Raw genomic sequence first — 13242 nt, 5'->3', positions numbered from 1 at the left:
CGAGAGTCGAATCAGCGAGCGCATCAGTTGGCCATCAGTCAATCTATCCAGTCATCCATAACGTTTAAATAAACAAACTGCCGACTTGATAAATAATGAAGGCTAAGCCATACGCAATTGCGAGGCTTGAGAATACCGAATAGACGGCCCATTTTGTGGAACCAGTCTCGGACTTGATCGTCCCAATCGTGGCAAAGCAGGGCACGTACAATAGGATAAAGACCAGCATCGCGTAGGCGGATAGCGGGGTGAAAAAGCGCCCCATCATCGCAATCAGACCCGCTTGATTGGCACTGTGGAACATCACCATCATGCTGGAACTGATGACTTCTTTGGCGAGAATCCCGGTGAATAGTGCGGAGATCACTTGCCAGGCAGTGACGCCAAGTGGTGCGAACAGCGGCAGCAAGGTTTTACCAAGTGTGGCTGCAAAGCTGCGGTCGATATCGTTGACTAAGCCGCTGGTCCCAAATGAAGAGAGCAACCAAATCAAGACGGTCCCGGCAAAAATAATGGTCCCGGCTTTTTTGATGAAGCCCTTGCCCTTATCCCAGGTGCCGCGCCAGATGATGTCGGCGCGTGGAATGTGGTACTGCGGAAGTTCAACGATGAAGACCGAACTATCGTCGACGTTGAAAATGACTTGGTAGAACTTCGCCATCGCGAGTGCCACCGCAATACCGAGAAAGTAAATCGATAAGACGATCAGCGCTTGGTTACTCGGGAAGAACGCGGCGACGAACAGACTATAAATCGGGAGACGGGCTGAACAGCTCATGAACGGTGAAATCAACGTGGTAATCAACCGTTCCTTGGGCTGTTCAATCGTTCGCGCTGCCATGATTCCGGTCACGTTGCAGCCAAAGCCAATGATCAGTGGGATAAAAGCCTTCCCGTTTAAGCCAATCATCTGCATCAAACGGTCGGTGACTAGTGCGGCCCGCGCCATGTAGCCAGAATCTTCCAAAATCGAGATACATGCGAACAAAACGAAAATTTGTGGAATGAAGACTAAGACACCACCAACGCCGGCAATCAGTCCGTTGACGATGAGTGACCGTAAAATCGGTATCGCACCGGCAATCGTTAACCAATGGCTGACCGTCGTCGATAACGGCCCCGAAACGAAGCCATCCAGTAAATCTGACAGTGGCGTGCCAATCCAATCGAATGAGAGCTTGAACATCAAGTAGAAGATACCGACAAAGACGGGCAGTCCGAGTAACGGATGAGTGATCCACTTGTCGATTTTGGCTGTCATTTCAACGTGACTAGTGCTGGCGAGATTCTGACTGGCACTCGCTAACGTCTGCTCGATAAAAGTCAGGCGGGTTTGAAAAATCTGGTCGTCAAATTGCTGTGCATCGTAATAGGCGGCCTGACTCAGGAGTGGTTTTAAATCCAACTGCTTGGCGTACGTGCGGATCCGTTTGTTTTGATTAATGAATTGGATCGTGAGCCACCGCGCAAAGTCGGGGGTGCAGTCGTAATCATTCACAAGTTGATTGCTGGCCTGACGAATCGCCTGTTCGATCATGAACGGATAGTTGAGTTTGAGCGGACTCGCGGCGGGCGTCGGTGCCGCTAATAATTCTTCACGTAGCTGGGTTAACCCTTCCTTATTACGTGCGTTGGTCGCTTTGATCTGACAGCCTAATTGTTGTGCCAGCGTCTTAAAATCATAGTAGTGGCCGGTGCGCTTCAAATCGTCGATCATGTTGAGTGCGATGATCACCGGGGCACCGAATTCTAGGACTTCAATTGATAGTAGCAAGTTTCGTTTGAGCTGACTGGCGTTAGTGACGTTTAAAATCAGGTCAGGGTGATTGTGCAGTAAGTAGTTCGTCACCACGGCCTCGTCTTTGGTGATCGGATTCAGTGAGTAAACGCCGGGTAGGTCGACGACTTCCACTTCAGAATGACGAATGCGACCCATTTTCTTCTCAACCGTGACGCCCGTCCAGTTGCCGACGTACGCGTACTTGTCCGTCAATTCGTTGAACAGCGTGGTCTTGCCAGTATTCGGATTTCCTAATAGTGCGACGGTTGTCATGTCACTTGCCTCCAATCAACGTCTGGAACACCGTATAGCGAATGCCGATACGTTGCTGGTCGATTTGAATAATCACTGGGCCATGGAACGGGTAGTAGCGGACTGGCACGAGTTGGCTGCCAACGTGTAGTCCTAAACTGTGCAAGCGTTGAACGGTTTGCTCATCCAAACCTGTGAATTGTTGAATATGTAACTGCGAGCTTGTGACTGATTGACTTAGCATGTGACTCAGTCCTTTCTGAATATTCCTATCGTGAATAATTCGTCAAAAATATTATACCTACATGATAGCATGAAAGGGCTTTTAATAATATGGGGAAAAGCCTTATTTTCTTTTGAAATGAAAACGGTTATACTTTAGGTATAGAATACAGAAAGCCCGATTTTTCGGTATTTTTGTTGAAGCTGTTAACGATTCGTTATATACGAAAGGAATAACGACTAGCGTTATAAATTGAATTGTGGAGGATGATTTACATGGCAACCTTGGAAGTTAAAGATTTACACGTTGAAGTGACGGATGATGAGCAACAGAAGTCTCGTGAAATTCTAAAAGGCGTTAATTTATCGATGAAGACCGGTGAAATTCACGCGATTATGGGCCCAAATGGGACGGGTAAGTCCACTTTATCACAAACTATTATGGGACAACCAGCTTACCATGTGACGCAGGGGGACATCCTATTAAATGGTGAAAGTATCGTCAACATGCCAGTCGATGAACGGGCACGTAAAGGCCTCTTCTTGGGCATGCAGTATCCAGCTGAAATCCAAGGGGTCACGAACGCCGAATTTTTACGGGCAGCGATGAATGCGCGGCGAGCTGAAGACGATCAAATTTCGGTCATGGCCTTCTTAAAAGAGTTAGATAAGAATTTGGCCTTACTAAATATGAGTGAATCGATGACGGAACGGTATCTGAACGAAGGCTTCTCCGGTGGTGAAAAGAAACGGAACGAAATTTTGCAATTATTGATGATCAAGCCATCCTTCGCCTTACTTGATGAAATCGACTCTGGACTCGATATCGATGCACTCCAAGTGGTTTCAAAAGGGGTCAACTCAATGCGCGGCGATGATTTTGGTTCATTGATTATTACCCACTATCAACGACTACTGAACTACATCGTGCCAGACGTTGTTCACGTTATGATGGGTGGCCGGATCGTGAAGACCGGTGGCGCTGACTTAGCCAAGACGCTTGAAAAAGAAGGTTACGCTGGATTACGTGATGATTTGAACTTAGACGTCAAGCTTGTTGATGACGAAGACTAGGGGGTGTGAAGCGATGGAAGCAACTGCTGATTATGAAGCAATCAAAACAACGTTAGCTGACGCGGCTAACGAACACGGCGAACCGCACTGGCTTGTTGAACGGCGGTTAGCCGCTGTCGATGCGATGCAGGGCTTGGCCGTTCCAAAAGCCGACCGGTTCAGCATTCGAGACTGGCCGCTCACCCCAACGGAGCAACCCTTAAAGTTCAGTCGCTCAGACCGGACGCTGGCAACCGACGTGACCGCTGAAGAAGGTCACATCCAAATCGTGCAGGTCGGTCAGACAACGGTGACGGTCAACTTGCCAGATGAACTCGACGAACAAGGCGTGATTTTGACCGACATGTTCACCGCTTTTCGTGAACATCCGCAATTAACTGAAAAACACTTTATGGCCAAAGTCGTTAAAACGGATGAAGACCGCCTGACTAGTTATCACACCGCCTTTTTGAATGCGGGGGTCTTTCTCTACGTTCCGAAGGGTGTCACGATCAAAGCGCCCATTGAAATCAACACGATTCAAGACAGCACCCGCACCCAGCCACTGGTCAGCCACGTGCTGATCGTGGCGGAAGCGGACAGCCACTTTGCCGTTACCCAACACCTCACGACTAAGGGGGATGTGACTAACATTGCCAACTGTGTCGTTGAAATTTTAGCGCGCGGTGACAGTGAAGTGCACTATTCCGCTTTTGACGAACTCGGTGCCAATACGACGGCTTACCTCAATCGGCGGGCGTCAATCAGCCGTGGGGCAAAAGTCGACTGGGCGATTGGGATGATGAACAATGGCAATACCTTTGGTGATTTTGATTCCGAACTGATTGGTGAAGGCGCCAAGTCGGATGCCAAAGTGATTACGGTCACCACTAAGTCGCAAGATGTCTGCATCAATACCCGGGTCACTAATCACGGTAAGAAGACCGATGGCAACATCGTTCAACGCGGGGTCATCATGGAAAAATCAAATCTGATTTTTAATGGGATCGGTCATATTATCCACGGTGCATCTGGCGCCCATGCCGAACAAGAAAATCGGGTGTTGATGATGTCCGATGATGCCCATGGGGATGCCAACCCAATCTTGTTGATTGATGAAAACGATGTCTTGGCCGGGCACGCAGCCAGTGTCGGTCAAATCGACCAGAATCAGATGTACTACTTGATGAGTCGGGGAATCGACAAGGCCCAAGCCCAGCGACTCGTTATTCGGGGATTCTTGAGTACCGTGATTGGTGCGATCCCATCGAAGACGGTCCGGACGCGGCTGACGAATACGATTGAAAGGAAGCTTGAAGATGGTATCGAACTTTGAGAAACATCGCGCAGATTTTCCAATTTTAGATCAGCAAGTCAACGATGAACGACTCGTCTACCTCGATAACGCGGCGACCGCGCAACGACCCAATCAGGTGGTTAACGCCCTGGTTCATTTTTATCAACACGATAATGCCAACGTGCACCGCGGTGTCCATACTTTAGCTGAACGGGCGACGACACAATATGAAGCCGCTCGCGCCAAGGTTCAAGCGTTCATCAACGCACCGAAAACTGATGAGATCGTCTTCACGAAGGGCACGACCGATAGTTTGAACTTGATTGCGAGCACTTATGGTGAAGCCAACATTCAGGCCGGCGATGAAATCGTGATTTCAATCATGGAACATCACAGCAATTTGATTCCGTGGCAGCAGTTGGCCCTCAAAAAGCACGCGACCTTAAAATACATCGAGTTGACACCGACCGGCGAATTAGACCTGACGGATGCAAAACAAAAGATTACGCCGAAAACGAAAATTGTCTCAGTCACACATGCCAGCAACGTGTTAGGCACGGTCAATCCAATCAAAGAATTGGCACAACTGGCCCACGCAAATGGCGCCGTTATGATTGCGGACGGGGCCCAGGCAGCGCCGCATATGCCGGTCGACGTCCAAGCCCTTGACGTTGATTTTTACGCCTTCTCAGGTCATAAAATGATGGGGCCAACTGGTATCGGTGTCCTCTATGGCCGCGAAGCCCTATTACAAGCGATGCCACCGTATCAATATGGCGGTGAGATGATTGGTTTCGTTCATCGTGACAATAGTACGTGGGCGGAATTACCTTGGAAATTCGAGGCTGGGACGCAAAATATCGCCGGTGCGATTGGTTTAGGCGCTGCCATCGATTATTTGAACGCGATTGGCATGGCCCAGGTCCAAGCCCATGAGCAGCAGTTGGTCGATTACTTATTACCGAAGCTGATTGCGATGCCGGGCGTGACCGTTTACGGCCCTCAAGATCCACAACGGCATACCGGGGTGATTGCCTTCAATATTGATGGGCTACATCCGCACGATGCCGCAACCGCGCTGGATATGGAAGGCGTAGCGGTTCGTGCTGGTCATCACTGTGCGCAACCGTTGATGGAAGCACTCGGGGTGGTGGCGACCGCCCGCGCTAGTTTTTACCTATACAACACGCAAGCTGACGCTGACCAACTATTAACGTCACTCCAAGCAACAAAGGAGTTTTTCAAACATGGGACTGTCTAAATTAAGCGGCTTGTATCGTGAAGTGATTCTCGATCACGGTGATCATCCGCATCATAAAAATGCGCTCCCAAATGCGACGCACGCGATTACCTTAAAGAACCCGACCTGTGGCGATGTGATCAACTTATCGATTCAATTAGATGATACGGATAAAATTGAAGACATCGGCTTTACCGGGGAAGGTTGTACGATCAGCCAAGCATCCGCCAGTATGATGACCGATGCCGTGATGGGTAAGTCGAAGGAACAGGCCTTGGCAATGGCGAAGACCTTTTCGGACATGGCAATTGGCAAGCAGCATTCACAAGCGGATATCGACGCCTTAGAAGATGCCGCCATTTTATCAAATATTATGCAATTTCCGGCACGTATCAAATGTGCCACGCTAGCTTGGTGGGCCTTGCAACGCGCATTGCTCGCTGAAAATGGCAAAGAGGAGGAATCAGAAGTATGAGTGAAGTACCTGACGTGGTCAAAAATGACCGTGATTATGAATATGGGTTCCATGATGATGTGCAGCCAGCTTATTCGACTGGCCGTGGCCTAACAGAGGAGACGGTGCGCGAGATCTCAGCGGCCAAGCACGAACCACAATGGATGCTAGATTATCGGCTGAACGCTTATCATGAATATTTGAAGATGCCGATGCCGAAGTTTGGTCCTGACTTGACCAAGCTGGATTTGAAGGACATGTTGTACTACCAGAAGATGACGGACAAGAAGTTCCGTGACTGGGATGAAGTGCCTGCTGATTTGAAACGGACGTTTGACCGGCTGGGTGTGCCGGAAGCTGAACGTAAATATTTGGCCGGTTCATCCGCTCAATACGAATCCGAAGTGGTTTATCACAACATGCGTCAAGATTTCGAAAAGCTTGGCATCATTTTTACGGATACTGATACGGCCTTACACGACTATCCAGAACTCTTCAAGAAGTGGTTCGGCAAGCTCGTTAAACCAACCGATAACAAGTTTGCTGCCCTAAACGCCGCCGTTTGGTCCGGGGGCTCATTTATTTACGTGCCGAAGGGTGTTCAGACCAAGACGCCAATTCAATCCTACTTCCGCTTAAACGCCGAAAACTCCGGTCAATTTGAACGGACCTTGATCATCGTGGAAGACGGCGCCAGTGTGGATTACGTTGAAGGCTGTACCGCGCCTAACTATTCATCAGACAGTTTGCATGCCGCCGTCGTGGAAGTCAACGTTGAACCCAACGCTTATTGCCGCTATACGACGATTCAAAATTGGTCGGATAACGTGTACAGTTTGGAAACTAAACGGGCTGCGGCCGCTGAAAACGCGACGATGGAATGGGTCGACGGTAACTTAGGTTCTAAAGTCACGATGAAGTACCCGAGCGTTTATTTGAACGGTGAAGGTGCGCGCGGCACGATGTTGTCGATCGCGGTCGCTAGCAACGGGATCCACCAAGATTCTGGGGCGCGGATGATCCACAATGCCAAGAACACGTCCAGTTCGATCGTTTCCAAATCAATCGCTAAGACTGGTGGGGCCACTGATTACCGTGGGACGGTGCGGTTCGCCAAACATTCTGACGGCTCCAAGGCCCACGTGGAATGTGACACGATCATCATGGATGACCAATCCTCATCGAACACGATTCCGTATAACGAAATTGATAGTGCCAACGTTGCCATGGAACACGAAGCCAAAGTTTCGAAGATTTCGGAAGAACAACTCTATTACTTGATGAGTCGTGGGATTTCAGAAGCTAAGGCCACTGAAATGATCATCATGGGCTTCGTTGAACCATTTACCAAGCAATTACCAATGGAATACGCGGTCGAATTGAACCGGTTGATTAGTTTTGAAATGGAAGGTTCAATCGGTTAATTCGGTTACTTTGGAGTAGGAATATGAAGAAAACACAACGAATTTTACTGGGACTGGCGCTCGTTTTCGGAATCAATGTCGCTGCGGGTTGTCAGTCTCAGACGAAACCAGCTAAATCGACGGCCGCGGCTTCTTCAACGACGCGCACGGTCACCGATATGAGTGGTAAACGGGTTCAGTTACCGGCTAAAGTCACGCGGGTCGCGGATTTATGGCACGCCAATAACCAAGTGGTCTTGTTACTCGGTGGTCAGAAGAAGCTGGTTGCGACGACTCAGATGATCAAGCAGTCGCCATGGTTCAAGACGATTGATCCCAGCATCAGCAAAGTCACCGCACCGTTTGCGGGCGACGACTTGCAGTCCGAGGAACTCCTGAAGACCAAACCGGATGTCGTGATTGCGGCGGACCCGGCCCAAATCAAGCAGGCGAAGAAGACCAAGGTGCCCACGGTCAACGCGATGTATCAGACGTTTGCTGGGCTGCGGCGGTCGGTCAATCTGACGGCACAAGTCCTCGGTGGCCAGGCACCTAAAGTGGCGAAACGCTATCAACGCTTGCTGAATGGCAACTTGGCATACGTTAAGCGGCAGCTGAAAGGCGTGACAACCAAACCAAAAGTGTTGCATTTTGTGAACGCGACTAACCTGAATCAGGTCGATGGAACTGGTACGATCGTCGATGAATGGATCAAAGCTGCCGGGGGTCAGAACGCCTTGAGGCAATCCGGCAATATGATTTCCGTCACAACGGAGACTCTGGCGAAGTCGAATCCGGACGTGATTATCGTCGGTAGTGCCACCACCGCTCAAGCTCGAGCTGCGCTGAAGAAGAACGCGGTCTTGAGTAAGCTCAAGGCGGTCAAGACTAATCACGTGTATGGTAATCCGCAGGGAACCTTCCCGTGGGATCGCTATAGCGCGGAGGAAGCCTTGCAAGTCTTGTGGGCCGCACAAAAACTACATCCAGCTCATTTTAAACAACTGGATATGGTCGCCAAGACGAAGGCCTTTTATCAGGAATTTTATCATTATCAATTGAGTACCGCCCAGACCAACCGACTGTTGAGTGGGGCATCGACGCCTAAGTAAATAAATCGGGCGCACAATGAAAAAGCTAAGCGAACCAACTGACGAGAGCCTTCTCGTGGTTGGTTCGCTTAGCTTTTTTCGGGTGTACGGTTATTTGCGTTTTGAATTTCGAACGCTGGTCGCGGTAGCCTGATGAGTGGTACGGTGTCGGGCGCTGCTCGGTTGGCGATAAGTTGAATTCAACTGGCGAGCAAACGATTAAGCGACCTATTGCGGTTAATTTACGATCAGTCGCCTTGAAAAATCGAGTGGTGAAGGTCGGCGGCCAAATGCTTAATGTGAACACGGTCAGCATTGCCGAGTCTTCTCTTGCCATTGCTCACTAACCAGCAAATCGTTAAAATTCACAAATCATCCGCCCAAGCTCAGGGACGTACAACAGGTGTAGTTTGGTCTGGTAGGTGGCTTGCAGCCGTTCTTCGGTCAATAGTTCGACGCCACCCGTCCGAAAGTCGCCGTGCGCGCCAAACAAGCCGACGTGCTGCTTCAAAATCAGAGCATGGTTGGGATTGTGGGTCGTTAAAATCACCGCAATGCCAGATGCAGCAAGCTGTTGTACCAGTTGTAAAATCTGTTGCTGACGTCCAAAATCCAAGGCGGCGGTCGGTTCGTCCAAAATGATCAGTTGTGGTTGTTGGACTAACGCGCGGGCAATCGTGACCAGCTGGGCTTGCCCACCACTCAAGGTATTGATGGCGCGGTCCGTTAAGGCAGTCAAGTGAAGTTGGGCCAAGACGTCGTTCGCTAATTCTTCATCAGCGGCGCCCGGAGATTGCGCGAAATTTAGGTATGGCGTCCGACCCGTTAGTAAATAGTCGCGCACACTCAGACTAGTCGTGACTGGAATGGTCTGCGGGACGTACGCGATGATTTGTGCGCGTTGTTTCGGTGTGAGTGCCGCTAGTGGTTGGCCATCGAGTTCAAGTTGGCCGGCTGTCGGCGTCAATAGGCCTAATAGACATTTCAAAAGTGTGGATTTGCCGATGCCGTTGGGTCCAAGTAACGTCAAGACTTGACCACGAGCCAGTTCGAGGTTCAAATCAGTGAACAAGTCGGGCTGTTGGCCATAGTGGAAGGCCAGGTGTTTGCCAGATAATAGTGCGGTCATAGGGCCACCTTCTTTGAAAGTAAGATTGCAATAAAAATCGGGGTGCCGATAAAACCAGTCAAAATGCTGAGCGGAATCTCGCCAGCAGACAGCGTCCGGGCGAGCGTGTCGACGACTAACAAAAAGATGGCGCCAATCAATCCAGCCAGTGGTAGGGACCATTTGGTGTTTTCACCAATCACGATGCGTGCCATGTGGGGGACAATTAGGCCAATCCAGCCAATCGTTCCGCTCAAACAAACTGCGCTGGCTGTCAGCATCGTTGCGCTCAGGATGACTAGGCCACGTTCCAAACGAACGTTGATCCCTTGGGCCAGTGCGACTTGATTGCCCAACGCCAATACCGTCAGTCGCCAGCGCATGATCAGTAAAATGAGCATGCCGATAATAAATAGCGGTAGAACGGCACCAAGACTGCCAAGATTGACTTTTGCTAGACTTCCAAGTTGCCAGTAGACGATGTCTTGTAACTGCGAATCAGGGTCAGCCAGATATTTGAGCAAGCCTAAAATTGCTTGCATCAGTCCGCTGATCACGATGCCGGCTAAGACCAATGCCAAAGTGCTCGACTGATGAATCAGCCGTGGAATGCCGACACTGAGTAATACGGCCACGAGTCCGAGGACGAACGCCAATAGTTGTGTCCCGACCGTGTGCCAACCCAGTAAAATTGCGAGGGCGGCACCCACTGCGGCCCCATTTGAGACACCGAGCAGGTCGGGCGAGACCAGTGGATTTTGAAAGATACTTTGGTAGGCCGTCCCAGAGATCGCCAAGGCGGCGCCAATTGCGACTGCCGCTAAAATCCGGGGCAAACGGAGACTGAATACAATATTGTGAATAACTGGACTAACCGTAGCTTGCCCCGTCAAAGTGGCGGTAAGCTCCTGCAGACTTAATTGATAGCGTCCCAGGCAGAGTGCAACGAACATCAGGACGAGTAACGTCACCAGTGCGAGCGTCAAAATACCATAACCACGTGTACGAGTTTTAACCATTCGCTAAACCTCCAGTTGCGTGGCGGTTTGAATCAAACTAGTGGTAAACGCCGCCAGCCGTTGTTCGTCTTCAGCTTCCGGATGTAAATCGATGAAGACTGGTTGCGCGCCACGGGTTGCCTTCGTACCCGCAAGTTGTTGATCAAATTCCGTGACGGCTTTGCAGTATTCATCCGCATACCACTCATCACCGGACCCAGCGACGCCAAAGACGACACCGGCCAAATCCGCATCTAGTAAGTCTTCATAAAAATCGAGACCTTCTTCGGGTAAATCGCCCTCACCATACGTGTAGGGGACGACAATCGCCAAATCTGCGGATGAGAGTTCAAAGGCGTCCGCTTGACTGATTTCAATCAGCTGAGTCTGAACCCCCTGTTCCTGTAGTTGTTTTTGAATAATTTCAGCAACTTCTTCATTGTTGCCAGTTAATGAAGCGTAGATAATCGTTGCGTTCATGGTGGATTCCTCCTCTGTTATACCGAATGGTCACTGGACCCATTATCGCGAGGTGCGCTTGTCAGTGCAGCATGTCACGCACTTCAAAGTCGTTCAAATAGCCCAGTATGCCCATTTATGCCTTAAACGCATTGTGCTGGTTATTGTTTCGCATTATTGATGATTAAAATATGCCAGTTGGTTGGCGTATTGTTCGTCAGCCAGGCGAGCGTCCTAGTCCGACTTCCGAGGCTGGCGGACAATTGCTGGAACGTAAGCCGACATCGATTTGAACTCACGCAGAAACCCACTGCGTAATTTCAAATACGAGTCTTATTCTAAGCCGGAAGAAAGTCACTTCCAGCTAAGAATAATTTGGCTACTGAGCATTGTCCGCCAGCCCCTCCAGTCGGGAAGCCGCTCGAATGGCGGATGAACGGCCACCTATCCTGGTGCAATTGGCCACTTGAATATTAAGAAACTGGCTCTTCGTGCGAACTTTGAATCTGTATTCATAACAATCTATGGTATTTAAATACAGAGTGGACTATTTGGAGACTAATAACTGAATTTTAATGGTACTAATTTATAAATTCGCCAATAGAATATCTTTTGTTTAGTGTTCGACATTTATCGGCTTAGACAATCTATAGAAGATAAACGTCACGTTCAGAAAAGTTGACGATTAATCGAATTGTGAACGAGTCTGTCAATACAGAACAGAGATCAGTTAAAACTAGTCTTACAGTTCATGGACAAAATAGCTGCTTACTAGGGATCAGCGATCAGTCCAGTAAAAGTTGGTTCCGCACATGTCTGCCTTTCGAATACCATCCCAGTCTGACCCGAACACGTTTCGACAATATTGCATAGAACGTGGAAGACCAGTATTTAAGACGTGGGTTGTCGGCTTAAATCTGTGTCCATCGCGTTCCAGCGTTGTCAGAAATGCCTGTAAGCCGGTGTAGGACGCGACCACAACAGCAGATTTACGCAAGCTCGCACTGTTTCCAGCGGGTCTCAGCTGGCCGCTTTTGACTTTAAATTTAATCACACTTCATGCCCAATTAAGCCACACAATACGTGCTATAAATATATGATAGCATTTTCACGAACTGACCATTATTAGGGATTTGACTAATTCATTTTAAAAGTGGGCTCTGACATAATAGAAGGGTAAGCAAATGAGGTCAAAAGGAGGGTGCGCCATGGCGAAAATCAAATTATCTGCGACGCCGTTGGATGTCAACGCGCTGTATCAGGCGTTGAAGGCACCGGAATATGGGGGAATCGTGACGTTCGTGGGGACGGTTCGCCAGTGGACGGGGGATATTGAGACTCAGTCAATTGAATACTCAGCCTATTCAGAAATGGCAATCAGTCAATTAGAGAAATTGGCCGCACCGATTGAAGCTCAGGGTGCCCGGGTGGTCATTGCACATCGCGTTGGTCATTTGGAATTAATGGACGAGGCGGTATTTATTGGTGTCGCTGCGGCGCATCGTGCGGAAGCTTTTGAGTGGTGTCAGTATTTGATTGATACGTTAAAGCAAGAAGTCCCAATCTGGAAGAAAGAATTTGATACCGATAAGGTTCGTTGGGGGGATTGAAGATGAAACTGACAGTTAAGCTCTTTGCCATGCTCGGCGAACAGCTGGGGCCGACCGTGACGATTGACGTCGCGCAGCCCAGTACCGCGGCAATGGTCAAACCGGCATTGTGCCAGCAAGCACCAGCATTGAAAACGCTGATTAATAATGCGCGCATTGCCGTCAATCAAGAATTTATCGTGGACGGGCAACAAGTCCTACAGTCCACCGACGAGGTTGCACTGATTCCGCCAGTAAGCGGGGGCTAGGCGCAGCGGGTTAGTGACAACGAAGGA

Annotated in this window: 13 protein-coding genes; 8 read left to right on the top strand and 5 right to left on the bottom strand. The window is 49.5% G+C overall.

All coding sequences use genetic code 11. The features are described 5' to 3' along the window. Nucleotides 1-64: 64 nt before the first annotated feature. Both feoB and MZO40_RS04090 read right to left on the bottom strand, forming a co-directional pair. Nucleotides 65-2053, bottom strand: coding sequence for a ferrous iron transport protein B (gene feoB / locus MZO40_RS04095; protein WP_105921943.1), 1989 nt, complete (start codon nucleotides 2051-2053; stop codon nucleotides 65-67). Nucleotide 2054: 1 nt separating this feature from the next. Then, complete coding sequence (locus tag MZO40_RS04090) at nucleotides 2055-2276, bottom strand: FeoA family protein (protein WP_003638482.1); 222 nt, start codon at nucleotides 2274-2276, stop codon at nucleotides 2055-2057. Between the two features lie 254 nt (nucleotides 2277-2530). Here MZO40_RS04090 and sufC point away from each other — a divergent pair, with 254 nt between their 5' ends. Genes sufC through MZO40_RS04060 form a run of 6 tightly spaced genes read left to right on the top strand, consistent with a single transcriptional unit; the run spans nucleotide 2531 to nucleotide 8813 of the window. Continuing rightward, nucleotides 2531-3328 carry a Fe-S cluster assembly ATPase SufC gene (sufC, locus tag MZO40_RS04085; RefSeq protein WP_003638483.1) on the top strand — a complete coding sequence of 266 codons (798 nt, stop codon included), beginning with the start codon at nucleotides 2531-2533 and terminating at the stop codon, nucleotides 3326-3328. 13 nt (nucleotides 3329-3341) lie between these two features. Next, on the top strand, nucleotides 3342-4643 hold the full coding sequence (sufD, locus tag MZO40_RS04080; RefSeq protein ID WP_105920862.1) for a Fe-S cluster assembly protein SufD: 1302 nt from the start codon (nucleotides 3342-3344) through the stop codon (nucleotides 4641-4643). After that, a complete protein-coding gene (locus MZO40_RS04075) occupies nucleotides 4627-5865 on the top strand; it encodes a cysteine desulfurase (protein ID WP_105961876.1) in 1239 nt (412 codons plus the stop codon). The genes sufD and MZO40_RS04075 overlap by 17 nt, the downstream gene beginning before the upstream one ends. Continuing rightward, nucleotides 5852-6319 (top strand): Fe-S cluster assembly sulfur transfer protein SufU, encoded by a 468-nt coding sequence (sufU, locus tag MZO40_RS04070; RefSeq protein ID WP_003638486.1) that lies wholly within the window; start codon nucleotides 5852-5854, stop codon nucleotides 6317-6319. The genes MZO40_RS04075 and sufU overlap by 14 nt, the downstream gene beginning before the upstream one ends. Continuing rightward, nucleotides 6316-7722 (top strand): Fe-S cluster assembly protein SufB, encoded by a 1407-nt coding sequence (sufB, locus tag MZO40_RS04065; protein WP_003638487.1) that lies wholly within the window; start codon nucleotides 6316-6318, stop codon nucleotides 7720-7722. The genes sufU and sufB overlap by 4 nt, the downstream gene beginning before the upstream one ends. A 23-nt stretch (nucleotides 7723-7745) precedes the next feature. Beyond that, nucleotides 7746-8813 (top strand): ABC transporter substrate-binding protein, encoded by a 1068-nt coding sequence (locus MZO40_RS04060; protein WP_105961875.1) that lies wholly within the window; start codon nucleotides 7746-7748, stop codon nucleotides 8811-8813. Nucleotides 8814-9150: 337 nt separating this feature from the next. Here MZO40_RS04060 and MZO40_RS04055 read toward each other — a convergent pair whose 3' ends face one another. From MZO40_RS04055 to MZO40_RS04045, 3 genes are read right to left on the bottom strand one after another with little or no spacing between them, the layout of a single operon-like run. After that, nucleotides 9151-9921 (bottom strand): ABC transporter ATP-binding protein, encoded by a 771-nt coding sequence (locus MZO40_RS04055; protein WP_088769659.1) that lies wholly within the window; start codon nucleotides 9919-9921, stop codon nucleotides 9151-9153. Beyond that, nucleotides 9918-10919: an iron ABC transporter permease gene (locus MZO40_RS04050; RefSeq protein WP_050340054.1), complete on the bottom strand. Its 1002-nt coding sequence runs from the start codon at nucleotides 10917-10919 to the stop codon at nucleotides 9918-9920. The genes MZO40_RS04055 and MZO40_RS04050 overlap by 4 nt, the downstream gene beginning before the upstream one ends. A gap of 3 nt (nucleotides 10920-10922) precedes the next feature. After that, on the bottom strand, nucleotides 10923-11378 hold the full coding sequence (locus MZO40_RS04045; RefSeq protein WP_050340055.1) for a flavodoxin: 456 nt from the start codon (nucleotides 11376-11378) through the stop codon (nucleotides 10923-10925). A 1187-nt stretch (nucleotides 11379-12565) separates the two neighbouring features. Here MZO40_RS04045 and MZO40_RS04040 point away from each other — a divergent pair. Beyond that, nucleotides 12566-12967, top strand: coding sequence for a molybdenum cofactor biosynthesis protein MoaE (locus tag MZO40_RS04040; RefSeq protein ID WP_003638492.1), 402 nt, complete (start codon nucleotides 12566-12568; stop codon nucleotides 12965-12967). A gap of 2 nt (nucleotides 12968-12969) precedes the next feature. Continuing rightward, on the top strand, nucleotides 12970-13215 hold the full coding sequence (locus MZO40_RS04035) for a MoaD/ThiS family protein (RefSeq protein ID WP_031267350.1): 246 nt from the start codon (nucleotides 12970-12972) through the stop codon (nucleotides 13213-13215). Nucleotides 13216-13242 lie beyond the last annotated feature (27 nt).

This window comes from Lactiplantibacillus sp. B652, assembly GCF_023806745.1.
GTDB lineage: Bacteria > Bacillota > Bacilli > Lactobacillales > Lactobacillaceae > Lactiplantibacillus > Lactiplantibacillus pentosus.
This window is presented reverse-complemented; position numbering and strand designations above follow the sequence as displayed.